The organism is Streptomyces sp. NPDC028635 (assembly GCF_040637635.1).
Classification (GTDB): domain Bacteria; phylum Actinomycetota; class Actinomycetes; order Streptomycetales; family Streptomycetaceae; genus Streptomyces.
Window position 1 is genome coordinate 150201 of the sequence record NZ_JBEZWX010000005.1, and the last position, 12754, is coordinate 162954.

The 12754-nt window shown below is 72.3% G+C and carries 14 protein-coding genes and 1 tRNA gene; 6 read left to right on the top strand and 9 right to left on the bottom strand.

Annotated features, from left to right (window positions below; translation table 11 throughout):
• Positions 1 to 14 precede the first annotated feature (14 nt).
• The gene (locus AB0E88_RS07840; protein ID WP_361625555.1) at positions 15 to 701 is read right to left on the bottom strand and encodes a hypothetical protein; all 687 of its coding nucleotides are present in this window, start codon (positions 699 to 701) and stop codon (positions 15 to 17) included.
• 47 nt (positions 702 to 748) lie between these two features.
• Here AB0E88_RS07840 and AB0E88_RS07845 point away from each other — a divergent pair, with 47 nt between their 5' ends.
• Entirely contained in the window at positions 749 to 937 is a 189-nt protein-coding gene (locus tag AB0E88_RS07845; RefSeq protein WP_190206279.1) for a DUF5703 family protein, read from the top strand.
• A gap of 73 nt (positions 938 to 1010) precedes the next feature.
• Here the strand turns inward: AB0E88_RS07845 and AB0E88_RS07850 are convergent, their stop codons facing one another.
• From AB0E88_RS07850 to AB0E88_RS07860, 3 genes are all read right to left on the bottom strand, one after another.
• Entirely contained in the window at positions 1011 to 1859 is an 849-nt protein-coding gene (locus AB0E88_RS07850) for a chaplin (protein WP_361625558.1), read from the bottom strand.
• Positions 1860 to 2034: 175 nt separating this feature from the next.
• Positions 2035 to 2268, bottom strand: coding sequence for a chaplin ChpH (gene chpH, locus AB0E88_RS07855; RefSeq protein WP_361625561.1), 234 nt, complete (start codon positions 2266 to 2268; stop codon positions 2035 to 2037).
• Positions 2269 to 2425: 157 nt separating this feature from the next.
• Complete coding sequence (locus AB0E88_RS07860) at positions 2426 to 3751, bottom strand: M20/M25/M40 family metallo-hydrolase (protein ID WP_361625564.1); 1326 nt, start codon at positions 3749 to 3751, stop codon at positions 2426 to 2428.
• A 207-nt stretch (positions 3752 to 3958) separates the two neighbouring features.
• Here AB0E88_RS07860 and AB0E88_RS07865 point away from each other — a divergent pair.
• Positions 3959 to 4043, top strand: a tRNA-Leu gene (locus tag AB0E88_RS07865).
• Between the two features lie 74 nt (positions 4044 to 4117).
• Positions 4118 to 4495, top strand: a complete 378-nt coding sequence (locus tag AB0E88_RS07870; protein WP_361625567.1) for a YchJ family metal-binding protein — start codon at positions 4118 to 4120, stop codon at positions 4493 to 4495.
• Positions 4496 to 4498: 3 nt separating this feature from the next.
• Here the strand turns inward: AB0E88_RS07870 and AB0E88_RS07875 are convergent, their stop codons facing one another.
• Positions 4499 to 5200, bottom strand: a complete 702-nt coding sequence (locus AB0E88_RS07875; RefSeq protein WP_361625570.1) for a FadR/GntR family transcriptional regulator — start codon at positions 5198 to 5200, stop codon at positions 4499 to 4501.
• 130 nt (positions 5201 to 5330) lie between these two features.
• Here AB0E88_RS07875 and AB0E88_RS07880 point away from each other — a divergent pair, with 130 nt between their 5' ends.
• Positions 5331 to 5852: a gluconokinase gene (locus tag AB0E88_RS07880; RefSeq protein WP_361625573.1), complete on the top strand. Its 522-nt coding sequence runs from the start codon at positions 5331 to 5333 to the stop codon at positions 5850 to 5852.
• 103 nt (positions 5853 to 5955) lie between these two features.
• Complete coding sequence (locus tag AB0E88_RS07885; RefSeq protein ID WP_361625576.1) at positions 5956 to 7353, top strand: gluconate:H+ symporter; 1398 nt, start codon at positions 5956 to 5958, stop codon at positions 7351 to 7353.
• Between the two features lie 70 nt (positions 7354 to 7423).
• Here AB0E88_RS07885 and AB0E88_RS07890 read toward each other — a convergent pair whose 3' ends face one another.
• The 4 genes from AB0E88_RS07890 to AB0E88_RS07905 form a co-directional block, all read right to left on the bottom strand.
• Entirely contained in the window at positions 7424 to 8053 is a 630-nt protein-coding gene (locus AB0E88_RS07890; protein WP_361625579.1) for a cytochrome b/b6 domain-containing protein, read from the bottom strand.
• Positions 8037 to 8765 (bottom strand): molybdopterin-dependent oxidoreductase, encoded by a 729-nt coding sequence (locus tag AB0E88_RS07895; RefSeq protein WP_361625582.1) that lies wholly within the window; start codon positions 8763 to 8765, stop codon positions 8037 to 8039. Before AB0E88_RS07895 ends, AB0E88_RS07890 begins: the two co-directional genes overlap by 17 nt.
• Before the next feature lie 66 nt (positions 8766 to 8831).
• Positions 8832 to 10385 (bottom strand): APC family permease, encoded by a 1554-nt coding sequence (locus AB0E88_RS07900; RefSeq protein WP_361625585.1) that lies wholly within the window; start codon positions 10383 to 10385, stop codon positions 8832 to 8834.
• 65 nt (positions 10386 to 10450) lie between these two features.
• Positions 10451 to 11401 (bottom strand): hypothetical protein, encoded by a 951-nt coding sequence (locus AB0E88_RS07905; RefSeq protein ID WP_361625588.1) that lies wholly within the window; start codon positions 11399 to 11401, stop codon positions 10451 to 10453.
• A 448-nt stretch (positions 11402 to 11849) separates the two neighbouring features.
• Here AB0E88_RS07905 and AB0E88_RS07910 point away from each other — a divergent pair, with 448 nt between their 5' ends.
• Positions 11850 to 12743 (top strand): DMT family transporter, encoded by an 894-nt coding sequence (locus AB0E88_RS07910; RefSeq protein ID WP_361625591.1) that lies wholly within the window; start codon positions 11850 to 11852, stop codon positions 12741 to 12743.
• Positions 12744 to 12754: the final 11 nt, after the last annotated feature.

Here is a 12754-nt window from a genome sequence, read left to right on the forward strand (position 1 = left end):
TCGGCTGACGGTGGTCAGCGGTCGGCGTCCAGGGGTTCCAGGTCGTCGTCCTCGTCCGCGGTGAGATCCGGGTGCGGGTCGTCGTCCTCGTCGTCGAGGTCGTCGTCGAAGACGGCGCTGACGTCGAAGCGGCAGACCACCCGCTGCGGATCGATCTGCTCGAACGGCGCCTCCAGCCATTCGCCGGGATCAGCCGGTTCGTCGGCGGCGACCACCCACAGGGTGGAGTCGCCCTCCTCCAGGCCGAACTCCTTGTGCCGGGAGGCGATCTCGTCCGGTTCGAACTCGCCGAACAGGATGCCCAGCGCCCCGTGCACCGTGCCCGAGATCCCCTCGCCCGTGCGCTCCCCGTCCGCCGCCTCGATGCGCTGGGCGTGCGCCCGCAGCCGCTGCGGCTGCGCGACCGCGTAGTCGCGGCGGATCAGCACGCTGAGCGCGTTCGGCTCCTCGGGGCCCGTGTACGGCGGCAGGGAGTCGTCGGCTCCCGGGATCTCGAAGGGCGTGACCTCGTCGTAGCGGTCGTAGAGCAGCTCGTCGTACGCCTCGGCGGCCGCGGCCAGCTGGTTGAAGGCCTCGTAGACGTCCGGGTCGTCCTCGCCGGACCTGCGTTCGACCGCGGCCAGGTGGCGGTCGAGCGCGGTCTTGACCGCCTCGGCGGCGGCGCGTACCTCGGCAGCGGTGGGCTGCGCAGCATCAGACATAGTGCAGACGCTATCCGTACCGGGCCCCAGCCCGCACAATAGATGCGATGCCGGAATACGAATTTGTCGACGTGTATCTACCGCGCGGGGTCTCCCGCAAGGAGACGACACGTCTGCTGACCGACCATGCCGAGTACGGACACTGGGAGTTGTACCGTCTGAGTCTGCTGCGCGACGGCAGCCGCAGGGTGCGGCTGCGGCGGCGGATCATCCGCCAGGTGCGCGCCACGTGGTGACGTGAGGCAGACGGAGCGGGCCCCGCTGATGCGGGGCCCGCTCCGTTCGTGTGCCGCCGTGGCACCGCGCCGCTCAGACCGAGGCGCGCGCCTTGCGATACATCACCGCGCCTGCGAGCAGCGCGCCCGCGCCCACCGGCAGGACGACGCCCATGGGCAGGTCACTGCCGGTGTGGGCGAGCTGGTCCGAGCCCCCGGCCGGGCTGACCGACCGGGTGCCGGGGTGGTGGGAGTGGCCGGGTGCACCGGGCGTCTCGTGCCCCGGAGTGGTCGGGGTGGCCGGTGTGCCGGGGTGACCAGGGGTGCCGGGGTGACCCGGGGTGCCGGGGTGACCCGGGTGGCCAGGGGTACCCGGGTTGCCCGGAGTTCCGGGGTTTCCGGGCGTCCCCGGGTTGCCGGGCGGGGTGTCTCCGCCGCCCGGAGGCGTGGTGTGACCGCCCCCGTTGTTGGCGCAGTTGTTGCCCATGGCCGGATTGAGCGCCCCGACGACGTCGACGCTGTTGCCGCACACGTTGACCGGGACGTCGACCGGGGCCTCGACGTGGTTGCCGGAGCCGACACCGGGCGATCCGCTGGTGTGTCCGCCGGCGTGCGCGCCTCCCGAGCCACCGGAGCCGCCGGAGCCCGAGGAACCGCTGTGGCCGCCGGAGCCGCCGTGCCCGCCGGAGCCGCCGTGCGCGCCGTTGTTGGCGCAGGAGTTGCCCATCGCCGGGTTGAGCGCCCCGACGACGTCGACCGTGTTGCCGCACACGTTCACCGGGACGTGCACCGGCGCCTGGACCGAGTTGCCGGACAGCACGCCCGGCGAGTTGGTGGCGGCGCCGCTCGCGCCCGAGTCGGCGTGGGCGTAGCCGCCGGCGGCGGCGAGCACGCCGGTCGCGGCCGCCACCGTCATGAGGCCTTTGCGGGTGACCTGTCGCATTGCTGAATTCCTGCCTTCCGCGATGTCTCGCACATCAACTCGCAGATCAAGTCGCATTGTGAAACGCGCAAAAGACCGAACGGCCCCGGAGCGCATGGCGCGCGCTCCGGGGCCGACGGTGTGGACGACCCTCAGAGGACCGACCCGCGAAGGACCAACCCCCGGAAAGGGGACGTCAGTCGTTGACGCAGGTGTTGCCGAAGGCGGGGTTCAGGAGCCCGATCACGTTGATCGTGTTGCCGCACACGTTCACCGGGACGTGCACGGGCACCTGGATGACGTTGCCGGAGACGACGCCCGGGGAGTTCACGGCGGCACCCTGGGCACCGGCGTCGGCGACGGCGAGGCCCGCGCCCGCGAGAACCAGTCCACCGGTGGCAGCCGCAGCAGCGACGACCTTCTTGATCATTATTCCTCCTTGTTGGCAAAAGCGGTCCCAGTGTTGCGGACCGCATCACCTGTAACGAGGAGGGTGTAATGAGGCTACGAGCGTATCGTCGCATTCACTCTTCTCAGTGCTTGCCGCACGTACGCCCGAATTCAACGGCCTGATTCGGCAGGGTTTTTCAGGACGCGTCGATGAAGCGGTCGAGCACCCGTACACCGAACTTCAGCCCGTCCACCGGCACTCGCTCGTCGACGCCGTGGAACATCCCGGCGAAGTCCAGCTCCGGCGGCAGCTTGAGCGGCGCGAAGCCGAACCCGCGGATGCCGAGGTCGTCGAAGGACTTGGCGTCGGTGCCGCCGGAGAGCATGTACGGGATCGCCTTGGCGGCCGGGTCCTCGGCGACCAGCGCGGACTGCATGGCCTCCACCAGCGCGCCGTCGAAGGAGGTTTCGACGGCCTTGTCGGCGTGCACGTCCTCGCGGCGGACGTTCGGGCCGAGAAGCCGGTCCAGGTCGGTGAGGAACTCCTCCTCGTGACCGGGCAGGAAACGGCCGTCGATGTGCGCGGTGGCCTCGCCGGGGATGACGTTGACCTTGTAACCGGCGTTCAGCTGGGTCGGGTTGGCCGTGTTGCTCAGGGTCGCGCCGATCAGCTTGGCGATGCCTCCGAGCCGGGCGAGCGTGGACTCCATGTCCTCCGGGTCCAGCTCGGTGCCGAGGGCGTCGCCCAGCTCGTCCAGGAAGGCGCGGGTCGTCTTGGTCACCCGCACCGGGAACCTGTGGCGGCCGACGCGGGCGACGGCCTCGCTCAGCTCGGTGATCGCGTTGTCCCGGTGGATCATCGAGCCGTGCCCGGCGGTGCCGGCCACGGTGAGCTTCATCCAGTGCATGCCCTTCTCGGCCGTCTGGATCAGATACAGCCGCCGCTGCTCGCTGACGGTGAAGGAGAAACCGCCGACCTCGCTGATCGCCTCGGTGACGCCCTCGAAGAGGTCCGGGTGGTGGTCGACCAGGTGACGGGCGCCGTAGGTGCCGCCCGCCTCCTCGTCGGCGAGGAAGGCGACCACGATGTCGCGCGGGGGGCGGCGCCCGGAGCGCAGCCGGTCGCGCACGACGGCGAGCGTCATCGCGTCCATGTCCTTCATGTCGACCGCCCCGCGGCCCCAGACGCAGCCGTCGGCGACCTCTCCCGAGAAGGGGTCGTGGGTCCAGTCGGCGGCGTTGGCCGGTACGACGTCGAGGTGGCCGTGGATGAGCAGCGCGGGCCGGGACGGGTCCTCGCCCTCGATGCGGGCCACCGTGGAGGCGCGGCCGGGGTGGGACTCGAAGATCTTCGGCTCGAGGCCGACCTCGGCGAGCTTCTCGGCGACGTACTCGGCCGCCTTGCGTTCACCGGGGCCGGAGTGGTCGCCGTAGTTGCTGGTGTCGAACCGGATCAGCTCGCGGCAGAGGTCCACGACCTCGTCCTCGCCGGTGACGCCCCTGGCGGTGTCCGTCTCGCTCACGCTGCTTCCTCCCGGTGTCACTGCGGTGTCGTTGCTGGTGGTCCCCCTCATCCTCCCCCCGCCCCCCGCCGTGGCCCAAGACCGGTCCCGGCCCGTCACACCCCGTTCACGTGACGACGGCCGCACCGGGGGGTGATCGGCCACCCCGGAAAGCCTGGTAATGTTTATGTCGTCGCCGCGAGGGAAACCCCGCACGACAGACACCTTGTCCGGGTGGCGGAATGGCAGACGCGCTAGCTTGAGGTGCTAGTGCCCTTTATCGGGCGTGGGGGTTCAAGTCCCCCCTCGGACACAGCGAGAAGGCCCCTGCTCAGCAGGGGCCTTCGGCGTTCTCCCGCCCCTCGGCGACCGGGCACAATGGCGGACATGACGACGCGTTCCTGCCCCTGCGGTCTGCCGGAGCCGTACGCCGCGTGCTGCGGCCGCTACCACCGCGGCGAGGCGGCCGCGCCGACGGCCGAGGCGCTGATGCGCTCGCGCTACAGCGCCTTCGTGCAGGGCGATCCCGGCTATCTGCTGCGCACCTGGCATCCGCGGACCCGGCCCGGGCGGCTCGATCTGGATCCCGGGATGCGCTGGACGGGGCTGGAGATCCTCGCCACGAGCGACGGCTCGGCCTTCCACTCCACCGGGACCGTGACGTTCCGCGCCTCCTACCGGGGCGGTTCCCTGACGGAGCACAGCCGTTTCGAACGGGTCGACGGGGCGTGGGTGTACGTCGACGGGGACTTCCCCGACGTCTGACCTTCAGGGCGCCAGGATGTCCAGTTCCTGCAGCGCGCCCACTGTGATCTCCCGGGTCAGCTGTTCGGCGCGTTCGGCGTCGCGCGCGCGGACCGCCTCCGCGACCCGGACGTGGAGCGTGACGGCGGCCGGGTCCGGGTCCTCGAACATCACCTCGTGCTCGGTGCGGCCGGTGAGGACCTCGGCGACGACGTCGCCGAGGCGGGCGAACATCTCGTTGCCGGAGGCGGTGAGGATCACCCGGTGGAAGGCCACGTCGTGGAGGAGGTAGCCCTCCAGCCGGTGGCCGCGGGAGTTGGCGACCATACCGAGGGCGCACTCGGTGAGTTCGGCGCACTGCTCGGGGGTGGCGTTGCGGGCGGCGAGGCCGGCCGCGACCGGTTCGACGGCCGAGCGCAGCACGGTCAGTGAGCGCAGCTGGTGGGGCCGGTCGGCGCCGGCCAGTCGCCAGCGGATGACCTGCGGGTCGTAGACGTTCCACTCGGCCTTCGGGCGGACGGTCACGCCCACCCGCCGGCGTGACTCCACCAGGTGCATCGACTCCAGCACCCGTACCGCCTCGCGCATCACGGAGCGTGACACGTCGAAGCGCTGCGCGAGCTCGTCGGTGCGCAGGACGCTGCCCGGCGGGTACTCACCCGCGGTGATGGCGGGGCCGAGGGTGTCCAGTACATGGCCGTGCAGACCCCGGCCCGGAGTGGTCATGCACACAGAGTACGGGCCGGATCACGGGAACAAAAAGTCAGACTTATTTGTCACAGACTCTTGAATTCGTCGTACCTAATGGGTTTCAGTAGCCCGGCATCAACGTGTCGACGAAGACAGCGAGGCAGCGATGAACACCCCCCACGTCGTCGTGGTCATGGGCGTGGCAGGCACCGGCAAGACCACCATCGGTCCCCTGCTGGCCGCCCGGCTCGGCGTCCCGTACGCCGAAGGCGACGACTTCCACCCCGCGGCCAACATCGCCAAGATGTCGGCCGGCGTTCCGCTCACCGACACCGACCGGTGGCCGTGGCTGGACGCCATCGGCGACTGGGCGGACGGCCGGGCAGGGCTCGGCGGGGTGGTCAGCTGCTCGGCGCTGAAGCGGTCGTACCGCGACCGGCTGCGGGCCGCCGCGCCCGGGCTGGTGTTCGTGCACCTGACCGGTGACCGCACCCTCATCGCCGACCGGATGGCGCACCGCCAGGGTCACTTCATGCCCACGGCACTGCTCGACTCCCAGTTCGCCACGCTGCAGCAGCTCGGGGCGGACGAGGCGGGCGTCGAGGTGGACGTCGAGGGCAGCCCGGAGCAGATCACCGAGCGGGCCGTGTCCGCTCTGGCCGCGCTGCCCGAGCCGACGGCCCGGTAACCCCCCAACCCCCCTCCCCCGGGGTCCCGTCCCGGCCCTTCCACCGGAAGGGCCGCCGGCACCCGTTCCCTCCCCCATCCCCGTAACCGCAAGGGAAACCCCCGTGACCAGACTCAGCGTCGAGATGCTGGCAGCGGACAAAGTCGAGCCGATCACCTCGGCCGGCCACGCCCAGCTGGGCATCGCCGTGCTGGCGGGCATCGCCGTCATCGTCCTGCTGATCACCAAGTTCAAGCTCCACGCGTTCCTGTCCCTGACGCTCGGCACGCTCGTCCTCGGCGCGGTCGCCGGGGCGCCGCTCGACAAGGCCATCGCCAGCTTCACCACCGGGCTCGGATCCACGGTGGCCGGTGTGGGCGTACTGATCGCCCTCGGCGCGATCCTCGGCAAGATGCTCGCCGACTCCGGCGGCGCCGATCAGATCGTGGACACGATCCTGGCCAAGGCCGGCGGGCGGGCGATGCCGTGGGCGATGGTGCTGATCGCCTCCGTGATCGGACTGCCGCTGTTCTTCGAGGTCGGCGTCGTGCTGCTGATCCCGGTCGTGCTGATGGTCGCCAAGCGCGGCAACTACTCCCTGATGCGGATCGGCATCCCCGCCCTGGCCGGTCTGTCGGTGATGCACGGTCTGGTCCCGCCGCACCCCGGTCCGCTCGTCGCGATCGACGCGGTGAAGGCCAACCTCGGCGTCACGCTGGCGCTCGGCGTGCTGATCGCCATCCCGACGGTGATCATCGCCGGTCCGCTGTTCTCCAAGGTCGCGGCCCGCTGGGTGGACGTCCAGGCGCCGGAGCGGATGATCCCGCAGCGCGCCTCGGAGGACCTCGAGACGCGGCCGGGCTTCGGCCCGACGCTGGCCACGATCCTGCTGCCGGTCGTCCTGATGCTCTCCAAGGCGCTGGTCGACATCACCGTCGACGACCCCGACAAGACCGTGCAGCGGATCTTCGACGTCGTCGGCTCGCCGCTGATCGCCCTGCTCGCCGCCGTCCTGGTGGGCATCTTCACGCTGCTGCGGCCCGCCGGGTTCGGCAAGGACCGTGTCTCGCCGCTGGTCGAGAAGGGTCTCGCGCCCATCGCCGGCATCCTGCTGATCGTGGGCGCGGGCGGCGGCTTCAAGCAGACGCTGATCGACACCGGCGTGGGCCAGATGATCCTCGACATCTCCAAGGACTGGAACATCCCGGCGCTGCTGCTGGCCTGGCTGATCGCCGTGGCGATCCGGCTGGCGACCGGCTCGGCGACCGTCGCCACGGTCTCGGCGGCCGGCCTGGTCGCGCCGCTGGCTGCCGACATGTCGACCACGCACGCGGCCCTGCTCGTCCTGGCCGTCGGCGCGGGCTCCCTCTTCTTCAGCCATGTCAACGACGCCGGCTTCTGGCTGGTGAAGGAGTACTTCGGGCTGAACGTCGGCCAGACCATCAAGACCTGGTCGATCATGGAGACGATCATCTCGGTGGTCGCGGGCGGCCTGGTCCTGCTGCTCTCCCTGGTCATATAGGGGCCCACAGGGGTCGTACAGGCGTCCTACCGGGCTCCAGCACTACCGATGACGACACACCCGCTGTGGCCTACGGGCGCCACAGCGGGTGTTCGCGTTCCGCCCACCACCGGCCGACCAGACCCGTGCGCAGCCCGCGGCGGGCCTCCGGATCGCCCAGGGCCATACCGATGTGGCCGGCCAGGACGACGCCGATGGTCAGCGCCAGCCAGTCGTGCACGAAGGTCGCGCTGGTACGCCACTTCAGCGGGGTGAGATGCGTGAACCACATCAGCAGCCCGGTGCCGAGCATGACCAGCGTCGCCCCGGCGATCCAGGCGGCGTAGATCTTCTGGCCGGCGTTGAACTTGCCCGCCGGGCGCGACGCGTGCCGCTTGTCGCGCCGCAGGGCGGCGCGCAGCCAGCGGCGGTCGTGCGGGCCGAAGCGGTTGAGCCGGCCGAGGTCGGCGCGGAAGGCCCGGGAGGCGAGGCCGAGCAGCACCGGCACCGGCAGGGCGAGGCCGGCGCACTCGTGGACCCGGACCACCAGCTCGCGGCGGCCGACGACTTCGGCGAGCTGCGGGACGTACAGGAAGGCCGCGGTCACCACGCAGACGCCCATCAGGGCGGCCGTCGTGCGGTGGATCCAGCGTTCGGCTGGGCTGAAGCGCCGCACCTGCCCCGTGGCCGGGGCCGCCGGGGCGTCAGCTCGTAGGCTCATCGTCACGTCCGTTCGAGCGGCCCACCCAGGCGTCGACGTCGTAGCCGCGCTCCTCCCAGTAGCCGGGCCGGACCTCGTCGGTGACGGTGATGCCGGAGAGCCACTTGGCGGACTTGTAGAAGTACATGGGGGCGACGTAGAGGCGGACCGGGCCGCCGTGGGCGTGGACCAGGTCCTTGTCCTGCATGCGCAGCGCCACCAGCACGTCGGGGCGGCGGGCCTGGGCGAGGGTGAGGGACTCGCTGTAGGTGCCGTCGAAGCAGGTGAAGCGGACCGCCCGGGCGGTGGGGCGCACTCCGGCGGCGTCCAGCAGCCGGGACAGCGGGACGCCCTGGAAGGCGGTGCCGGGGACCCGCCAGCCGGTGACGCACTGGACGTCCTTGACGAGCCGGGTCTGCGGCAGGGCCCGCAGCTCGGCCAGGGTGTAGCTGCGGGGGCGGTCGACCAGCCCGTTCACGGTGAGGCGGTAGTCCCGGGCGCCGAGGTGCGGCACCGACGCGGCGACGGAGTAGTACCGGAAGCCGCCGCCGTTGGGCAGCAGTCCGGTCAGGCCGGTGGGGTCGCCGCTGGACAGGGACTCCAGGCCGCTCTGCAGCGCCGGCGCGGTGAGCAGGCCCAGCGCGCCCAGGCCCAGGGTGCCGAGCAGGACGCGGCGGCCGATCGGGCGGCCCTCCTCGTCGGGCGTCCCGGGCGGTCGTGGTTCGGGGTTCACCTCTTCATTCGAGCACCCGCGGCCCCTGAGGTGAAGGGTTCACGGGTGCTCGTCAGTCTTCCGTAATCACTGCTCGCCGGGTGCGGCCGTGGCGGCCGCCTTGTCCAGCTGGAACGCCTCGTTGCCGAGGCCGATGCGGGCGTGCGCCCGCGGGTTGCGCGAGCGCAGCAGCAGGCCCTGCGCCAGCCCGGCGACCAGGGCGAGGCCGATCACGGCGGGCAGCGCCCAGCTGAGGGCGGAGCCGGGGCCGGCACCGACCAGGACGTCGAAGTCCTTGACGGTGTACCCGGCGAGCACCAGCAGGGCGAGCCCGGCCAGCGCGGAGGTGAGCAGCCGCCAGCCCTGGGCGCGGGCGGCGCCGCGCCGGACGAAGAAGACGATCACGGACAGCGACGCGGCGGCCATCAGCAGGATCACCCCGAGGGCGCCGAGGTTGCCGCACCAGGTGAACAGGTGCAGCACCGGCGCGGTGGGGTCGCCCGCCGGCTTGCCGTCGGTGGCGGCGAAGAGGATCACGACGGCCGCGGACACGGCGGTCTGGAGCAGCGAGCCGGTGCCGGGTGCGCCGCTCGCGCCGGTCGTACGGCCGAAGGCGCGCGGCAGCAGGCCCTCGCGGCCCATGGCGAAGGCGTAGCGGGCGACCACGTTGTGGAAGCTGAGGGTGGCGGCGAACATGCCGGTCACGAACAGCACGTGCAGGACGTCGGTGAAGGTGGCGCCGAGCCGGGACTCGGTGAGCGTGAACAGCAGTCCGGCGCTCTCCTTCTGAGCGGTGCCCACGATCGCGGAGGGGCCGGTGGCGACGGTGAGCGCCCAGGAGCTGATGGCGAAGAACACGGCGACGGAGCCGACGGCGAGGAACATCACGCGCGGCACCAGGACGTGCGGGCGGCTGGTCTCCTCGGCGTAGACGGGCGCCTGTTCGAAGCCGGTGAAGGCGGCGATGCAGAAGCACAGGGCGGTCGAGACGCCGGCGCCGGTGAGGGTGCCGGGGTCGAAGGCGTGCAGGGACAGACCCTCCTTGCCGGGGTCGGAGATCGCCGCGACGTCGAAGATCACGACGAGGGCCACCTCGATGACCAGGAGGACGCCGAGCACGCGCGCGTTGACGTCGATCTTCAGCCAGCCGAGCGCTCCGACGACGGCGACCGCCAGCAGCGCCGGTATCCACCAGGCGACGGTGACGTCGGCGTAGGTGGCGAGCAGCCCGGAGACCTCGAAGCCGAAGATGCCGTAGATGCCGACCTGGAGGGCGCTGTAGGCGACGAGGGCGACCAGGGCCGCGCCGGCGCCGGCGGTGCCGCCGAGGCCGCGGGCGATGTAGGCGTAGAAGGCGCCCGCGTTGTGGACGTGCCGGCTCATCTCGGCGTAGCCGACGCTGAACAGGATCAGGACCGCGCCGAGCGCGACGAACAGCAGCGGCTGGCCGACGATGCCCATCACCGCGTACGTCGTCGGCATGACACCGGCGACGACCATGAGCGGGCCGGTCGCGGCGAGCACGGAGAGCAGCAGACCGGCGGTGCCCAGGCGGTCGGCGCGCAGGGCCCGGTCCGGGCCGAGGTAGGTGCTGATGCCGTCGGCGGCGGGTCTGGTGGTGCGGGGACTGCCGGTCGTCATGCGGGGTCCTTTCGGGGGCGGGGGCCTCGCGGGGCGGGGGCCCCGGGGGGCCGTGCGGGGACGTGTCAGCCGGTTCCGAGGGCGCGGTCGCGGGCGGCGCGGAAGGCTGCGTAGGGGTCGCGGTCGGGGTAGGACCAGGGCGCGGGGGTGGCGTGCTCGCCGATGCGGTGGAAGAGGGCGGCGGCCTCGGCGCCGCGGCCCTCGCAGACCTTGGCGTGGGCGAGGTGGTTGAGGTCGACCAGGCGCCGTGGGTGGCCCTCGTGCTCCCATTCCAGCCACCAGTCGAAGGCGGCCTTCATCACCTGCCGGGCGCGGCGGTCGGTCCAGTGGCCGGAGGCCGGCGGGTCGGCGGAGACGCGGCCGGCGGTGGCGAGCACCCGGTAGCGCTCGGCGTGGGCGATGACGGGGAGCATCGCGAGCGGGGAGTCGGCGGGTGCCTGTTCGGCGGCCCAGGCGGCGAAGTCGTACACCTCGTGCAGCGGGTCGGGGCCGAGGTCGGCGCGGCGCTCGGCGAGCCGGGCGACCATCAGGTGGTGGGCGTGGTGGTGGTCGGAGTGGCGGGCGCGCACGTGCTCGAACGTGCGGACGACCGCGGTGTCGTCCCCGTGGGTGCGTTCCAGCAGGAGCAGGGCCAGCCAGGGCGTGGGGTCGGCCGGGGCGAGCGCGGCGGCGGTGTGGCAGGCCTCGCGGGCGGCGTCGGGCTTGTCCTTGCCGCGCAGGGCGCGCTGGACGCGGGCGGCGGCGAGCAGTACGGCGGCGTCGACGGAGTCGGGTTCGGCGAGGAGCCAGTCCTTCGCCCAGGCGGCACTGTAGGACTCGGCGGCCAGGACGACGACGCGGTGGCCGCGGCGGTCGTGGTCGTCACCGGTGAGGGCCAGCAGCGAGCGCGCGGACTGCCACCGGCCCTGCGCCAGCGCGGCGCGGGTGGCGACGAGTTCGGCGTCGTCGAGGGCGGCGTCGAAGGCGTGGGCGGCGCGCCTGCGGGCGCGGCCCAGGGGAGGCGGGGGTGGGGGCACCGCGGGGCTACCTCGTGTTCCGTGTTTCCTGGTGCGTGATGGCGGTCCGCTGTCGGAGGGCTGGTCGGGCTCCTCCACGGACGGGCATGCACCTGCCACCGTGCGATCACGCACAGCCAACCGTCCACGGGTGAGGCGCGTCAAGGGCCGACGGGCCGATGACACGCGTCAACTGACCGGTGGTTGGCGGGATTTGAGCGGTGGGGCGGCGCCGGCGCGCGTAGGCCGGGCGCACGCCGCGCCCGCTTGTGCCGTTGTGCCGCCGTGACCGGCCGGGGGGGGCGCCCGGGTGGTACGGCCGGACGGCGCGCCGGGTCCGGACTGGAACGCCCTGGCGGGGGCATACGCAAGGGACCGTTCCGCGTACTCCGGGGGCGCCGTGAGTCCCGGGACGTTAGAGTCGGGCCTCACGACCCCGTGACCCGGCCGGACGATCGAGGGACGCAGCGTGTCGGTTCTGGTTCTTGTTCTCGCCGTGAGTGCCGCGTGCTGTCTGGGTTTTGGTTTCGTCCTTCAGCAGAGCGCCGCGCAACGGGCTCCGCTCGGTGACTTCCTCTCGCCCCGGCTGCTGCTGAACCTGATGCGGGTGCCCAGCTGGCTGGGCGGGCTCGCGCTGATGGTGGCCGGGATGGTCCTCGGCGCGATCGCGCTCGGCCGGGGCGAGGTGTCCCTGGTCGAGCCGCTGCTGGCGACCAATCTGCTCTTCGCGCTCGCCCTGTCCCGGCGCCGCACCCGGCAGCCGCTCGGCCGCCAGGGGTGGGCGGGTCTGGCCCTGCTGGCGGGCGGGGTCAGCGCGTTCATCCTGGCGGGTCAGCCGCGCGGCGGCAGCGCGGTGACCGATCCGGTGCGCCACTGGGTGATCATCGGCGTGATGACCGGTGCGGCGCTGCTGCTGGCCGCCTGCGCCAAACGCTCCCGGCTGAGCTGGGGTCCGGTCCTGCTCGCCCTCGCGGCCGGTCTGCTCTACGGCGTCCAGGACGCCCTGACCCGGGTCAGCGGGCAGCGCTTCGCCGACGGCGGCCTCGCCGCACTGCTCACCGGCTGGCAGCCGTACGCGGTGCTGGCGCTCGGGATCACCGGACTGGTCCTGGTCCAGAGCGCCTTCGAGACGGCTCCCCTGCGCATGTCGCTGCCCGCGCTCACCGCCGCCCAGCCGCTGGCCGGGATCGCCTGCGGCGTCGGCTTCCTCGGCGACCGGCTGCACACCGACACAGGGGCGCTGGCCTGGGAGGCGGCGGGCCTCGCGGCGATCGTCGCGGGCATCGTCCTGCTGGGCCTGCACCCGTGCCTGCCGCAGGGCACGGCGGGCGAGGAACGGGTGGACGCGCTCCAGGGACGCTGAGTCCCCGCGGG